The organism is Micrococcus sp. KRD026 (assembly GCF_017168445.1).
In the GTDB taxonomy this organism is placed as follows: Bacteria; Actinomycetota; Actinomycetes; order Actinomycetales; family Micrococcaceae; genus Micrococcus; species Micrococcus luteus.
Map to the genome: position 1 here is coordinate 44,103 of NZ_JABFBA010000016.1, position 14,338 is coordinate 58,440.

Genomic DNA, 14,338 nt, shown 5'->3' on the forward strand with positions numbered 1-14,338 from the left:
CCTCATCCCCGGGCATGACCCGCCGCCCGCAGAGGTGGTCCCCTCCTCCGATCCGCCCCGCCGCGTCCGCGCGGAAGAGTGGGTTCCATGGACACCCCACGCACCTCGCACCCCGCCTCTCCCACGACCCCCGGCCCCGTCGCGCCGGGGCCGGGCACGCCGTCGTCGTCCGCCACCACGACGACGGCGCCCGCCGTCTGCGCCCGCGGCCTCACCCGCGCCTACGGGCGCGGTGACGCGCAGGTGCACGCCCTGCGCGGGGTGGACGTGGACTTCGCCTCGGGCGCGTTCACCGCGATCATGGGGCCCTCGGGGTCGGGCAAGTCGACGCTCATGCACTGCCTGGCCGGGCTGGACGCGCCGACCTCGGGCTCCGTGCGGCTCGGCAGCACCGAGATCACCGGGTTGGACGACACCGCCCTGACCCGCCTGCGCCGCGACCGCGTGGGCTTCGTGTTCCAGGCCTTCAACCTCGTGCCCACGCTCACGGCCGAGCAGAACATCGTGCTGCCCCTCGAGCTGGCCGGCCGCACCCCGGACCGCGCGTGGCTGGAGGAGATCACCCGGGCACTGGGCCTCGCGGACCGGCTGGGCCACCGCCCGCACGAGCTCTCGGGCGGTCAGCAGCAGCGTGTCGCCGTCGCCCGCGCCCTGCTCACCCGACCGGACGTCGTGTTCGGGGACGAGCCCACCGGCAACCTGGACACCGCCACCTCCGCCGAGGTGCTCGGCCTGCTGCGCCGGTCCGCGCGGGAGATGGGCCAGACCGTCATCATGGTCACCCACGACCCCGTGGCCGCCTCCGCCGCCGACCGCGTCGTGCTGCTCGCGGACGGCCACCTGGCCGGCGAGCTCGTGGACCCCACGGTCGAGTCCGTCACCGCGGCCCTGACCGCCCTGTCCGCTCCGGCCGAGGGCGGGGTGCGCTGACCATGTGGACCGTCGCCCTCTCCCAGCTGCGCACCCAGCCGCGCCGCTACGTCTCCCTGGTGCTGGCCATCCTGATCGGCACCCTGTTCCTCGCGGCCTCCTTCCTCGTCTCCTCGACGGCGCAGGCCACCCTGCGCGCCACGCTCGGCAGCACCTACGCCGGCGCCGACCTCGTGGTCCTGCCGGGCGGGTCCGAGGACGTCTCCGACCTCGCCGGCACCGGTGCCGAGCCCGGCCCGCTGGCCCGCCTGGACGGCGTCGAGGAGGCGTACGCCCTGCGGATGGCGTGGGCGGCGGCCCGCGCCGCGGACGCCGAGTTCGGCGCCGCGGTGATGCCCCTGCCCCGCGACCCGGCCCTGGCGGGCCTGACCGTGACCGCCGGCGCCCTGCCCGCCGCCGACGACGCCCGCGGCGTCACCCTCGACGCGCAGACCGCGGACCGGCACGGGGTGGCCGTGGGCGACGTCGTCGCGCTGGCGAGCGAGTCCGGCCCCGCCCCTGCCACCACGCCGGTCGACGCGGTGGTCACGGGCCTGACCCAGCCCTCCCCGGACCCGATGCTCTCCGGGCAGGCGCAGGTGTGGGCCTCGCCCGCGGCGCTGACCGCGGTGCAGGGCCAGGACGGGGAGGCCGGGTTCACCCCCCACCTGCTGCTGCGCCTGGCCGACGGGGCGGACGTCCCCGCCGTCGCCGAGGCCGCCGTCGCCGAGGCCGCCGCGGCCGGGGCGGACGTCGACGTCGCGACCCCGGACGAGGCCGTGCGCTCGGCGGTGACGCAGCTGAGCGGCGGCACCGACCTGCTGGGCTGGGTGCTCGGCGGCTTCGCGGCGCTGGCCCTGCTGGTGACCGCGCTGGTCATTGCGAACACCTTCCAGGTGCTCGTGGCCCAGCGCACCCGTGACCTCGCGCTGCTGCGCACCATCGGCTCGACGACGGCCCAGGTGCGGGCCTCCGTGCTGACCGAGGCCGCCGTCGTGGGCGTGGTGGGCTCCGTGCTGGGCGCCGGGCTCGCCGTGGCGATCGTGGCCGGCGTGGCCGCGGCCGCCCGCGCGATGCTGGACCTGCCGTTCCTCACGTTCGGGCTGCACCCGGCAGGGCTCGCCGTCTCGGTGGCCGTGGGCGTGGCGGTGACGGTCGTGGCCGCGCTGGCCCCCGCGGTGGCCGCGACGCGCGTCGCCCCGCTCAAGGCCCTGCGGCCCAGGGACGAGGTGACCGCCGCATCGCGCGGCGGCCGGGTCCGCACGGCGATCGGACTGGCGCTGGCCGTCGGTGGCACCGCGCTCATGCTGGGGGGCGTGTCGGTCAGGGAGCCGGTCTCGGCGATCGGCGGCGGCGCGCTGTCCTTCGTGGGCGTGCTGCTGCTGGCGCGGCTGTTCGTGCCCGCCGCGGTGCGGGGGGCGGCGGTGCTGGCCCGTCCGGCCGGCGTCCCCGGTCGCCTGGCCGGGCTGAACGCGGTGCGCCACCGGTCCCGGACCGCCGCCACCGCCGCGGCCCTGCTCGTGGGCACCACCCTCGTGGCGCTGTTCCTCACCGGCGGGCGCACCGCCCAGGAGCAGACGGCCCTCGCCCTGGACACCGCCTACCCGGTGGACCTCGTGGTGCAGCTGCCCGCCGACGCGGACCCGGCCCGTGCGGCCGAGGCCGTCGCCGCGACGGCGGACGTGCAGGCGGTGGCCCTGGCCACCTCGGTGGGCGCCACGGAGGACGGGTCCCCCGTGCTGGCGACGCCGGCCGCGGACCTGCGCGCCGTCGTCGCGCGCCTGCCCGAGGGCGTGACCGGCCTCGGCGACCCCGGCACGGCGCTCGTGCCCGACTGGGTCGACACGGATCAGGTCCGCGGGCAGGTGGCGGGGGCCGAGCGGACGTTCGTCCCGGTGCGCGCGGGCTCGCTGAGCTCCGGCGTGTACGTGGCGGCCGAGCCGCTGCGCGAGGCCGGGTGGGACGGGGCCGCGGGCGCCGCCGTGCCGGGCCAGCTGCTCGTCGCGCTCGACCCCGGTGTCCCCGTCGACCGCCTGCAGGGCCTGAGCGAGGACGTGACCCGGGCCGCGGGCACCGGGGCGGCCGTGATCGACGGCGGGGCCGGCGAGCGCGCGCTCTACGCCCGGATCATCGACGCGATGCTCGGGATCGTGGTGGCGCTGCTGGCGGTGTCCGTGCTGATCGCGCTGATCGGGGTGGCGAACACGTTGAGCCTGTCCGTGATCGAACGGACGCGCGAGAACGCGCTGCTGCGGGCCCTCGGCCTGACGCGAGGCGGACTGCGCGGGACGATCGCGATCGAGGCCGTGCTGATCGCCGCCGTGGCCGCCGTGCTGGGCTGCGCCCTCGGGGTGTTCTACGGCTGGGCGGGGGCGCAGCTGGTCCTCGCCGACCTCTCCGCGACCGCGGGCGCCGGGACCGCGGTGCGCCCGGCCGTGCCGTGGCTCGAGCTCGTGCTGGTGGTGGCCGTGGCGGCGCTGGCCGGCCTGGCGGCGTCGCTGCTGCCCGCGCGTCGGGCGGCCCGGCTGAGCCCCGTGGCGGGCCTGGCCGCGGTGTGAGCGGGCCTGGCCGCGGTGTGAGCGGGCCTGGCCGCGGTGTGAGCGGGCCTGGCCGCGGTGTGAGCGGGCGGGCCGCGGTGTGAGCGGGCCGCGCCACGGCCCTCACTCGCGCGCTGCCCGGCGGCCGGCGTCGTCGTCGACCGTCCGGAATCGTCTGCAGAACTGACCCTTCTGGGGGTCCGATCCCGCCTCGGAGGGGTCAGTTCCGCAGACGATTCGCCGGGGCCGAGCCGGGGGCGCCCGCGGCCCTGCGGCCGTCGGAACGGCGGTAGGCCATCGCGAGCACGGCCCCGGAGAGGTTATGCCAGATCGAGAACACGGCGCCCGGCAGGGCCGCCGCCGGCGAGATGTACTGCGCGGCGAGGCCCGCGGCCAGGCCCGAGTTCTGCATGCCGACCTCGATCGAGACCGTGCGCGCCACGGGCGTGGGCAGCCGGAACAGCTTCGCCGCGCCGTAGCCGAGCAGGTAGCCGAGCCCGTTGTGCAGCACCACCGCTGCGAACACCAGCAGGCCCGCCGACAGCACGCGGGAGGCGCTGTTGCCGACGACGGCGGCCACCACCAGCGCGATGAACACCACCGAGACCCACGGCAGGGCGGGCAGCACGCGGTCGACGACGCGGCGCAGCAGCAGGCGCACGACGAGTCCGCCTAGGACCGGCAGGAGCACGATGTTCACGATGGACTTGGCCATGGCGCCGCCGTCGACGGCCATGTACTGGCCGGCCAGCCACAGGGTGAGCAGCGGCGTGAGCAGCGGGGCCAGGAGCGTGGACACGGAGGTCATGGCCACGGAGAGGGCGGTGTCGGCGCGGGCGAGGTAGCTGACCACGTTCGAGGACGTGCCGCCCGGGGCCGAGCCCACGAGGATCACGCCCGCCGCGAGCTCGGGCGGCAGCTGGAGCACGACGGCGACGCCGAGCCCCAGCAGCGGCATGATCGCGTACTGCGCCACCACGCCCAGCAGCACGGGCAGCGGCCGGCGGGCGACGAGGCCGAAGTCCGGAAGGGTCAGCGTCAGGCCCATGCCGAACATGATGATCCCGAGGAACAGGTTGACCTGGGGCAGCAGCGTCTTCGCGGCGGTCGGGGCGAGGAAGCCCACGAGCGCGGCGGCGAGCACCAGCAGCGGGAAGACGGTGACGGCGATGCGGGCGGAGCGGTCTTCCGCGCGGCGGGCGTCGGTGGGGGCGGGATCCGGTGCGGTCATCCCGTCATGGTAAGAGCGGGGCCGCGGTGCGTCGTCGCGTGACGCGGCGCCGTCGTCGGCCTTCCGGAATCTTCTGCGCCCCTGACCCTTCTGGACGTCCGCTCCCGCCCCAGAAGGGTCAGTTCCGCAGACGATCCTCCGCGCCACCGGCGTCGAGACCGCCACGCTCCGCGATCGCGGCCCGCACCAGCGCCGCCGTCTCGACGAATCCCCGCCACCGGTCCGTCCCCGCCACCCGGATGTTGAGCCAGCCCTGACGCAGGAACACCGCGTCCCGGCGGGTGTCCTTGCCGACCTGCGCGGCGCCGTCGTGGGTCTTGCCCTCGTAGTGGATCGCGATCCGCCACCGCCGGTAGCCGAGGTCCGCGCTGGCGGGGTGCCACAGCGAGTAGTCCGGGTCCCAGAGCTCGATCTGCAGGTCCGGCTCGGGCAGCCCCGCGGCCATCAGCGCCAGGCGCAGTTCGGTCTCGGCCGGGGAGTCGGAACCGGTGCGCACGAGCGCGAGCGCCTCCCGCGCCCGCACGATCCCGGCCTCGCCGGTGTGCCGCTCGAGCGCGGCGCCGAGCTCCCGGCGGGTGGCCAGCGCGACCTTCCCCCGCCGTTCGTCCTCCCGTGCCAGCCGATCTCCGACCGCCACGAGCGCGTCTCGGTCCAGGACGGTGGCCAGGTGGAACCAGGTGTCGGCGTGCGAGGTCCATCGCAGCCCGTGCAGCCGGTCCCTCCGCACGAGGACGCGGTCCAGGTCCACGAGCCGGGTGCGCACGCCGGGCTCCCGTAGCACCCGGCGGGTGCGGGACCGCAGGACGGTAGGACGCACCCGGGCCTTCACGTCGTCCGGGAGGGGCCAGCCCAGCAACCGGGCCACGGACTCTCCGGTCACCACGACGTCGGGACGCATCGCCGCCAGGTCCTGCAGCCGGGACAGCTCGGTGGCGAGGGGACGCGCGGGCGGCGTCGCCCCGGTGACGGGGCCGATCCAGCGGTAGTGGCCGTGCGCGACGCGTTCGACGTCCCGGCTGCGCAGCCGCGACCCGGACACCCCGGCGGCCAGCGCCTGCGCCCGCGTGAACGGGGCGTCCTGGAGGTGGGCGGGGAAGGGTCCGGGCACGCGCATGGCCCCGATCCTGCTCGCTCCCGACGTCGGCGGGCCCGGTTGTCCACAGGCCCTGCGGAGGCGTCGGGCCGACGTCGTCGTGGACGTCCTGCCGCGCGCTGGGAATCCGTTGCACATCTGACCCTTCTGGGCCGCCGCGCAGCGCTCGGAAGGGTCGGATCCGCAGAAGATTCCGGGATCACCCGCTCAGCCCGTACTCCTTCAGCATCTTCCGGGCCTCCTGGGTGCCGGCCCTCTGCAGCTCGAGCAGCTGCGCGTAGATCCCGCCGGACGCGGCCAGCTCGGCCGGGGTCCCGATCTCCTGCACCTGCCCGCCGCGCAGCGTGACGATCCGGTCCACGGACGCGATCGTGCTCAGCCGGTGCGCCACGATCAGGCTCGACCGCCCCACCATCAGGTCCTCGAGGGCCGCCTGCACGAGCCGTTCTGACTTCGTGTCCAGTGCGGAGGTGGCCTCGTCCAGCACAAGGATCGGCGCGTCCTTCAGCACGGCCCGCGCCACCGCGATCCGCTGCTTCTGCCCGCCGGACAGCCGCAGCCCGCGCTCGCCGATCACCTGTTCGTAGCCGTCGTCGAACGCCGCCACGAACCGGTGCGCGTACGCGGCCTTGGCGGCGGCCCGGACGCGCTCGTCGGAGGCGTCGGGGTCCGCGTAGGCGATGTTCTCGCGCACCGTCCCGGAGAACAGGCTCGGCTCCTGGAACACGGTGGCGATCCGCCCGCGCAGCGCGGCCAGGTCCAGCCCGGCGACGTCCTGTCCGAACACCTCGATGCGTCCGCTCGTCACCGGGTACAGACCCAGCAGCAGGTGCGCGATGGTCGACTTCCCGCCGCCCGACTCGCCCACGAGCGCCACCCTGGCACCCCGCGGGATGTCGAAGGACACGCGGTCCAGCACGGGGCGGGAGGCGTCGGCGTCGTAGGCGAAGGAGACCTCGTCGAAGCGCACGGCCGGCACGTCCGCGGGGACGTCCGGCGCACCCGGCACGACGTCGGCCCGCGGCTCCGCCGGCGCGCGGGGCTCCTCCGCGCTCGCCGCCGCGAGCGCCGCCCCGCCGGCCCGCTCGCGCTCCTCGGCGAGCACCTCGAAGTAGTCCTTCGACCCGGCGACGGCGCGCTGGGCGGAGTCCACGAGGAAGCTCATGGAGAAGATCGGCTGCCGGGCCATGTTCATCAGCTGCAGGAGGATCACCATGTCGCCCACGGAGAACAGGCCCTGCGCGGTGCGGACGAACACGATCAGGTACATCGCGCCGAAGGCCACGTTCAGGGCGAGCCGGCGCCCGGCGTCCATGCCGTGCCAGAACCGGGACTGCTGCCGGGTGATCTCCACGGTCCGCAGGAACCGGTCGCGGAACCCGGTGAGCTCGTGGTCCTGCCGGTTGTAGGCCCGCACCACGGACATCTGGGAGACCACCTCGGCGAACCGCCCCGAGGCGACGTCCACCTCCGTGTTCTTCTCCCCCTCCCACACCTGCCACTTCGCGGACGTCCGCGCGGTGAGCCACATGTACACGGGGAAGACGACGGCCAGCAGGATCGCCAGCGGCCACCAGTAGAACGCCGTGATCACGAGCACCGCGGCGGTGGTGACGAGCATGGTGAACGCGTTGTTCGCGAAGAACTGCAGGAACTGGGTGATCTCGTTGATGGTGCGGTTCAACCGGTTGACGACCCGCCCGGTGATCGCGGTGTCGAAGTACCGCTGGGGCAGGTGCAGCAGCTGCTCGAAGTACCGCGTGGAGAGGATGGTGCGCATGCGCGCGGCCATCACGTCGCCCCAGTAGCCGCCCACGCTCACCACCAGGGTGGTCGCCACCTCGACGGCGAGGAACGCGACCGCCAGCCAGGTCACCGCGGTGACGGCCTCGGCCACGTCGGTCTCCCCCGCGACGGCGGCGACGATCCGGTCCGTGGCCGCACCGATCAGGAACGGGGTGGCCAGGGCCAGCACCGCGGCCAGCACGGAGCTGACGGCGATGCCGAGGTAGAGGCGGTGGAGCTGGGGCGCGAAGCGCAGGATGCGGAGCAGCGACGTCACCCGGCCAGGCTAGTGGCCGGTGCGGACGTCAGCGCGGGCCGGTCGGCCCGCCTGGAGGTCAGAACGGGGGCGCTGCCGCGACGGCGGCCAGCACGGGGTGCAGCAGCGGGGCCACGCCGTGCCCGCCCGGTGCGGCCGGGGCGGCGGGGTCCATCCAGTGCAGCTCGACGATCTCGTCCGTCGGCTCGGGGACCTCGTGCCGGGCGACGGGCCGCCACAGCGCGAACACCTCCGAGTGCAGGGCGGCGCCGGGCTCGTTGGCGGCGGCGGTGTCCCACGCGCCGAGGCGGGTCAGCTCGTCCGGGCGCAGGCGCAGCCCGGTCTCCTCGGCCACCTCGCGGACGGCGGTGTCCACGGGGGCCTCGCCGGGCAGGTGCTTGCCGCCGGGGAACATGAACATGGCGGTGCCGGCCTTGCGGACGGTCAGCACGCGGCGGTCCGGGCGGGCCAGCACGACGGCGGAGACGCGGATGACCTCCCCGGCTGCGACGGTCGGCGTGGGGGCGGAGTCGGAGGGGGAAGGACTCATGCCCCCATCATCCTCCCCGGGCGGCTCAGAGGAGCGTGAGCCCCACCTTCACGGCGATTCCCAGCATGAGCACGCCCACCACGGCGTCCACGATCCGCCACGTCCGCGCCGAGTCCATGGACGGGGCGAGCTTGGTGCCGCCCCAGCCGAGCGCGGCGAACCACACGAGCGAGGCCGCCACCGCGCCGCCCACGTACGCCCACTTCGCCGCCCCGAACGTCTGCGCGAAGGTGCCCATCATCACCACCGTGTCGAGGATGGCGTGCGGGTTCACCAGGGAGACGGACAGCGCCAGCAGGATGATCCGCGGCAGCGGCGTCTGTGGGCGGTCCAGCGCCACGCGGCGCGGCTGCACGCGCTGCCGCACCGCCACCGATCCGCCGCCCGAGGGGGCGCCGACGCCGGGCGCGCCGTCGTCGTGACGCCCGACGCCGGCCCCGGCCGGCTCGCGCTCGGCCAGGCGGCCGGTCGCCGGGTCGATCAGGGGCAGCTCGCCGGTGAGGACCGCGAGGTCCATGCGGTCGGGGCCGTGCCCGGTCCCCGCGCCGTCCGCGGCCGCGGTGCTGAGGGTCCGGTCCCCGCGCCAGGCGGAGCGCAGCGCGCCCACGGCGAACGCGAGGAGGTAGACCACGCCGGCCACGGTCAGCGCGGGCACGAGCCACGGCCAGCGTTCGGCCACCACGCCCACGCCGCCGGCGCCGAGCACGAGCAGCGCCACATCGGCCACGAAGCACACGGTCAGGACGGTCCACACGCGGTCGCGTCGGACGATCTGGCGCAGCAGGAACAGGGTCTGCGCGCCGATGGCGACGATGAGGGCGAGGTAGGTCAGGAATCCGGTGGCGAAGATGGTCACCGAGCGAGGATAGGAGCCGTCCCACGTCCGTGCCATCGCGATCTTCTTCAGGATCTGAAGACATCCTTCATGGCCACCCCTACCCTGGACCGCATGAACTCCGACCACCTGCGCGCACTCGTCGCGGCCGTCGACCACGGCACCTTCGACGCCGCCGCGGACTCCCTGCGGATCTCCGGCTCGGCCTTCTCGCAGCGGATCAAGGCCCTGGAGCGGCAGGTGGGCCAGGTGCTCCTGGCCCGCACCGTCCCCGTCCGGCCGACCGCGGCCGGAGAGCGCATGCTCCGCCTCGCCCGGCAGACCCTCGCACTCGAGGACGAGGCGCTCGCCGCACTCGGCCGGGGCGACGGCGGCCGCGTGCCGCTGCGCGTGGCCCTCAACGCGGACTCCCTCGACACGTGGTGGGAGCCCGTGCTGCGCGAGGCGGCGACGTGGGACGACGTCGTCCTGCAGATGCAGTCCGAGGACCAGGAGCACACCGCCGTCCTGCTGCGGGACGGTGCGGTGGTGGCCGCCGTGACGGACGACCCCACGCCCGTGGCCGGGTGCACCTCCACCCCGCTGGGCACGATGCGCTATCACGCGGTGTGCGCGTCCTTCCTGCTGGAGCTGCACCGCGACGCGCGGGGCCGGGTGGACTTCGGCACGCTGCCGATCGTGGACTACGGCCCCCGCGACGGCCTGCAGCACACGGTGCTGCGCCGCGTCACCCGGGGCCGCCCCGCGATCGTCCCGCCGACCCACCTGGTGCCGTCCGTGCACGCGTATCTGCGGGCGGTGGAGCTCGGGCTGGGCTGGGGCATGCTCCCCTCGGTGCAGATCCCGCCGGGCGTGCTCGAGGGCCGGCACCCCGACCTCGAGCCGATCCCGGCCCTCGGCGCGGCCGACGTGCACCTGCACTGGCAGCGCTGGACGGCCGGGACCGCGGCCCTGGACCGCCTCACGGACGCGGTGCTGCGCGCCGCGCCCTCGGCGGGGGACACCGCGACCGGAGGGCGCATTCGAGACCCGCCCCGGACGCGCCGCGACCCCCGCCGGAGGGGCGGGGGTCGCGGTCACGGGCCGCTCGGGGCGGCCGGGGTCGGGTCAGCGGGCGTCGCCGGTGCCCGGGCGGCGGGTGTCCGCGCCCTCGGCGCGCACGTCGCCGGCGCGGTCGTCCACGCGGTGCACGTCATGGTCGCGGTGCGCGCCGCCCACGTGGTGGTCGCGGCGCACGGGCTCGGCGTGCACCTCACGCTTGCGGCGGCCGGCCAGGCCCGCCAGGCCCAGCAGGCCGGCCAGGCCCCACAGGCCCCAGTTGCCGTTGTCGTCCTTCTCCTCCTCCTGGGGGGCGGGCGACTCGGAGGCCGGTGCCGTCGTGGCGGCCTCGGTGGCCGGGGCCGTGGTCTGCGCGACGGCGGCGGGGGCACCGAGGCCGGTGACGACGGCGGCGGCGAGGGTCAGGGCAGTGGCGGTTCGGCGGATGTCAGTCATGTTCGTGCTCCTCTCACCGGCGGCCTTCGCCGACCGGCGTCGGGGTGGATCGGCCGGAAGTCCCGGACGACCCTTTCGGTCATACACAGGCACCGTACGTACAGGGGGGTGGGGGTCCGTCAACGGTTGCCGACCCGGGGTCAGGGCCGGCCGCCCCGGGCGGAGCCGCAGCAGGAGCCCGCAGCCCCCGGCCCGGCGCGCCCCGGGGTGCAGGGCACGACGACGTCGAAGCGCGTCCACCCGTCCTCGGACGCCACGGTCACGTCCCCGCCGTGGCTGCGCGCGATCGAGCGCACGATGGCCAGACCCAGACCCGTGGACGGCTCCGTGCCCGGGGGGTCCGTCCGGCCCTTCCCGGGGCCGCGGACGAAGCGGTGGAAGAGGGTGGCGTGTCGGTCGGCCGGGATGCCGCCGCCGTCGTCGTGGACGCTGACGAGCATGAGGCCGGGCCGGGGCCGGTCCTCCCGCACGGAGGCCGTGACGGTGGTCCCGACGGGGGTGTGCTTGGCCGCGTTGGAGAGCAGGTTGCCGACCACGCGGGCCAGCTGCGACCGGTCGCCGGTGACGGACCGCTGGGTGCCCGGCTCCGCCCCCTCGGGCAGGTCCACCACCCACGTGTGGTCCGGCCACGCAGCGCGGGCGTCCATCACGCCCTCGAGGACCACCTCGGACAGGTCCACCTGTTCGGCCAGCGCCACCTCCTCGGAGGGCTCCAGACCCATGGCCCGGCCGCGCGAGACGGACTCGAGCCGTTCGAGCAGGAGCATGTCGTCCACGAGGGCCGCCATCCGGTCGGCCTGGAACAGCACCCGGCCGAGCGACCGCCGGCCGGTCGCGGAGAGCTCCTCCGTCATCGCGATCATCTCGGCGTAGCCGCGCACCGAGGCGAGCGGCGTGCGCAGCTCGTGGGAGGCGTCCGCCATGAACCGGCGCATCTGCTGCTCCTGCACGCGTCGCTGCTCCAGGGCCGCCTCGACCGAGCCGGTGAACCGTTCGAGCGCCTGGGCGACGACGGCCACCTCGTCCGGCCCTTGCAGGAGCCGAGGCGGCATGCGTGAGTCCTCCGGATCGAGCCCGGCGCGGGCCATGTCCACCTGGGCGACCCGCTCGGCGACGGCGGCGACCTCGCGCAGCGGGGCCAGTCCCCGACGCAGCCACAGGGTCACCAGGATCGCGGTGGTGAGGACGGTGACGGACAGTCCGACGGCGACCGCGACCAGCGCCTGGCGCGCGACGTCGGACATGGCGCCGGTCGGCGCCCCCACCACGAGTCCCTGGTCCGCGGCCACCCAGGGGCCCGGCGCGGTCAGGGTCTGGGCCTGGACGCGATAGGAGACGTCACCGACGACGGCGTCCAGCATCGGCCCACCCGGCCGGTCCCGGACGGCGCGCAGAAGGTCGTGGGCCTCCCGCGCCGTGAGCGGCACGGACTGCCCGGCGTCACCGACCCGGTGCCCGGTGAGGGCGTCCTGCCGATGCTCCTCCAGACCGGAGAGCGGGACGAGCGCGACCACCGTGCCCTCGGGCTGGCCGAGGGTGCCTGGCGCGCGCAGGTACCCCTCCCCGGGGCCGACGTCGTCCCCTCCGCCCGGCGAGGGGACCGTCAGCTGCTCCGAGGCGCGGATCCATGCTTCGGAGGCGTCCCGGGAGGCGGATTCGGTCAGCAGGGCCTTCGTGATGCCGGCCGCGAAGAACGAGTAGGCCGTGATGGTGGCCACCAGGATCAGAAGGACGCCGGCGCCGACGCGGCGGGCCAGCGACGTGGGCCGCCTGCGGCGGGTGCTGCCGTGCCCCGACGGGACCGCGCCGGTCTCAGGCAGGCCGGATGACATACCCGGCGCCGCGGATGGTGTGGATCATCGGATCCCGATCCGCGTCGATCTTCTTCCGCAGGTAGGAGATGTACAGCTCGACGATGTTCGCGCGGCCGCCGAAGTCGTAGCCCCAGACGTCCTGCAGGATGCGCTCCTTGGAGAGCACCGTGCGGACGTTGGCCATGAGGAACTTCAGCAGGTTGTACTGCGTGGCGGTCAGCTCGATCTCGTCGCCGCCGCGGGTCACCTCGTGAGTGCGGGTGTTCATCACCAGGTCGCCGACCACGAGCACCTCGGAGCCGCCCGAGACCACGCCGGAGCGCTGCACGAGCCGGTGCGCGCGGATGAGCACCTCCTCCATGGAGAAGGGCTTGGTCACGTAGTCGTCGCCGCCGGCGGCCAGGCCCGCCACGCGGTCCTCCGTCGCGTCCTTGGCGGTGAGGAACATGGCGGGCATCTCCGACCAGTGGGCGCGCAGGCGCTCCAGGACGTCCAGGCCGTCCATGTCCGGCAGCATGACGTCCAGGATCGCCAGGTCCGGACGGCCGGCGGTGCCCAGCTCGACGGCGGTCGCGCCGTCGTGGGCCACGATCACCTCCCAGCCGCAGAGGGTGAAGCCCATGGAGAGCAGGTCGGCGATCATCGGCTCGTCGTCCACGACGAGCACCCGCACCGGTGCGCCGTCCGGATGCGAGAGCTCGGGCAGGACCTTCTTCAGCTCCGCCATGGATGACGGGCCGGTGGTGCTCTGGATGGGACTCACAAGGTTCCTCTACGTTCTGGAGACGGTTCACGGTGCCCACGCGGACGTCGCGGACTGCGGGGACGAGCGCCTCGCGACGGAGGGCGACGCCGTTCCGGGGGATGATGGACGGGCGGCGACCGGAGGCCGGGGGTGCGCGGATCCCCCTCGACGGGGCCCCATGCTACGCGGACCAGCCGGGTCGGCCCAGAGTCTTCTCGGAACGCGGACATCAGCGTGACTCGTCACAGCCCTGACACATCCGGCGGCGCCACCGGGGCCGCCTCACGCCCACGCCGCGCCGCGTGGCCGGCGTCAGTCGACCGGCTTCATGGCCCAGTGCGTGGCCAGGGTGCCGAACATGTGGGTCTCGTGCCCGATGTTCACGAAGCCGGCGTCCGCGAAGAGGTCCGCGACCTCGTCCGGCGTGTGGAACGCCTTCGTCGAGGAGGACAGGTACGCGTAGGCCTCCGGCCGGTCGGCCATCAGCTTCGCCAGCTGTGGCATCACCCGGTGGATGTAGAAGGAGGAGAAGGGCTTGAGCACGTTGTCCGGCGCCGGCGACGTCTCGAGGGCCGCGACCCAGCCGCCGGGGCGCAGCACGCGGAACTGCTCGGCGAGGGTCGCCGGGATGTCCGCGACGTTGCGCAGCAGGTAGCCGTGGGTCACGGCGTCGAACGAGCCGGCCTCGAACGGCAGGTCCGTCGCGTCCGCGACGACCCACTCGATGCGGTCCCCGCCCGCGCGGGCACGGCCGACCTCCATCATCTCGGCGGCGATGTCCGCGCCCACCACCTGCGCGTCGGGGTGCTGCTTGAGCACCTCGAACGCGAGGTCGCCGGTGCCGGTGGCCAGGTCGAGCACGCGGGCCTGCGCCGGGATGTTGGCACGCGCCACCGTGTGGCGCACCAGGCGCGGCTCCTGACCCCATGTCATGACGGCGTTCATCAGGTCGTAGCGGCCGGCGATGGCGTCGAACATCGCGGAGACCCGGTCGTGGTGGTCGGCGGCGCCGCGCTGCGCGTCGCCGCGTGGGGCGGGGAGGGGGTTCTGGCTCACCAGGCCACCGTATCCCGCCCACCTCCCCCCGAC

At 75.0% G+C, this 14,338-nt stretch carries 11 protein-coding genes and 1 pseudogene; 3 read left to right on the forward strand and 9 right to left on the reverse strand.

The window, feature by feature from the left end:
- Positions 1 to 87 precede the first annotated feature (87 nt).
- The gene (locus tag J1M40_RS06060) at positions 88 to 930 is read left to right on the forward strand and encodes an ABC transporter ATP-binding protein (protein ID WP_100058579.1); all 843 of its coding nucleotides are present in this window, start codon (positions 88 to 90) and stop codon (positions 928 to 930) included.
- Positions 931 to 932: 2 nt separating this feature from the next.
- The gene (locus J1M40_RS06065) at positions 933 to 3,467 is read left to right on the forward strand and encodes an FtsX-like permease family protein (protein WP_206450581.1); all 2,535 of its coding nucleotides are present in this window, start codon (positions 933 to 935) and stop codon (positions 3,465 to 3,467) included.
- A gap of 199 nt (positions 3,468 to 3,666) precedes the next feature.
- Here J1M40_RS06065 and J1M40_RS06070 read toward each other — a convergent pair whose 3' ends face one another.
- From J1M40_RS06070 to J1M40_RS06090, 5 genes are all read right to left on the reverse strand, one after another.
- Complete coding sequence (locus J1M40_RS06070) at positions 3,667 to 4,677, reverse strand: bile acid:sodium symporter family protein (RefSeq protein WP_020625623.1); 1,011 nt, start codon at positions 4,675 to 4,677, stop codon at positions 3,667 to 3,669.
- Between the two features lie 118 nt (positions 4,678 to 4,795).
- The gene (locus J1M40_RS06075) at positions 4,796 to 5,791 is read right to left on the reverse strand and encodes a hypothetical protein (protein ID WP_049147022.1); all 996 of its coding nucleotides are present in this window, start codon (positions 5,789 to 5,791) and stop codon (positions 4,796 to 4,798) included.
- A gap of 178 nt (positions 5,792 to 5,969) precedes the next feature.
- Positions 5,970 to 7,832 (reverse strand): ABC transporter ATP-binding protein, encoded by a 1,863-nt coding sequence (locus J1M40_RS06080; RefSeq protein WP_101965878.1) that lies wholly within the window; start codon positions 7,830 to 7,832, stop codon positions 5,970 to 5,972.
- 58 nt (positions 7,833 to 7,890) lie between these two features.
- On the reverse strand, positions 7,891 to 8,361 hold the full coding sequence (locus J1M40_RS06085; RefSeq protein ID WP_036336764.1) for an NUDIX domain-containing protein: 471 nt from the start codon (positions 8,359 to 8,361) through the stop codon (positions 7,891 to 7,893).
- 25 nt (positions 8,362 to 8,386) lie between these two features.
- Positions 8,387 to 9,253 carry a LysE/ArgO family amino acid transporter gene (locus tag J1M40_RS06090; protein ID WP_170721105.1) on the reverse strand — a complete coding sequence of 289 codons (867 nt, stop codon included), beginning with the start codon at positions 9,251 to 9,253 and terminating at the stop codon, positions 8,387 to 8,389.
- A 57-nt stretch (positions 9,254 to 9,310) separates the two neighbouring features.
- Between J1M40_RS06090 and J1M40_RS06095 the strand changes: the two are divergent.
- Positions 9,311 to 10,126, forward strand: a pseudogene (locus J1M40_RS06095) (ArgP/LysG family DNA-binding transcriptional regulator); the annotation flags it as partial.
- Positions 10,127 to 10,303: 177 nt separating this feature from the next.
- Here the strand turns inward: J1M40_RS06095 and J1M40_RS06100 are convergent.
- The 4 genes from J1M40_RS06100 to J1M40_RS06115 all read right to left on the reverse strand — a co-directional run bounded on the left by J1M40_RS06100 (position 10,304) and on the right by J1M40_RS06115 (position 14,305).
- Positions 10,304 to 10,690, reverse strand: a complete 387-nt coding sequence (locus tag J1M40_RS06100) for a WGxxGxxG family protein (protein ID WP_036314487.1) — start codon at positions 10,688 to 10,690, stop codon at positions 10,304 to 10,306.
- Positions 10,691 to 10,830: 140 nt separating this feature from the next.
- Positions 10,831 to 12,408, reverse strand: a complete 1,578-nt coding sequence (locus J1M40_RS06105; protein WP_230278033.1) for a HAMP domain-containing sensor histidine kinase — start codon at positions 12,406 to 12,408, stop codon at positions 10,831 to 10,833.
- Between the two features lie 94 nt (positions 12,409 to 12,502).
- Positions 12,503 to 13,231, reverse strand: coding sequence for a response regulator transcription factor (locus tag J1M40_RS06110; RefSeq protein ID WP_029248286.1), 729 nt, complete (start codon positions 13,229 to 13,231; stop codon positions 12,503 to 12,505).
- Between the two features lie 330 nt (positions 13,232 to 13,561).
- Entirely contained in the window at positions 13,562 to 14,305 is a 744-nt protein-coding gene (locus tag J1M40_RS06115; protein ID WP_087113520.1) for a ubiquinone/menaquinone biosynthesis methyltransferase, read from the reverse strand.
- Positions 14,306 to 14,338: the final 33 nt, after the last annotated feature.